Below are 321 nucleotides of genomic sequence, written 5' to 3' on the forward strand. Positions count from 1 at the left end.
GAGCTGGCAGCGACCTACGTTTCCACAAGGGGGCCCTGCAGTATTATCAGCGCAGAAGTGCTTGACTTCCAGGTTCGGAATGGAGCTGGGTATTACCACTTCGCTAAAACCACCAGCAATATGAGTAATCAGCGAATATCAGAAAGCTTGTCTTTCTGCATATGTTCTTTTTAAAGAACTTTATATTCGTTCATTACTCACATTGATGAGTATTAAAAATTATAATGTTAAAAGTCTTATATCTTATAGTAGATATACAACATATTAAGTACAAGTACTTAATAAGATAGTAAACCAAGAAATAGTTTAAAAAAAGCCAAA

1 rRNA gene is annotated in these 321 nt (G+C 35.2%); it reads right to left on the reverse strand.

Features of this window, described 5'->3' with window-relative positions:
• Position 1: 1 nt before the first annotated feature.
• Positions 2-117: ribosomal RNA gene (rrf, locus tag CRV03_RS14075) — 5S ribosomal RNA — on the reverse strand.
• Between the last annotated feature and the right edge of the window lie 204 nt (positions 118-321).

Origin of the sequence: Arcobacter sp. F155 (genome assembly GCF_004116455.1) — a bacterium.
Lineage (GTDB): Bacteria > Campylobacterota > Campylobacteria > Campylobacterales > Arcobacteraceae > Halarcobacter.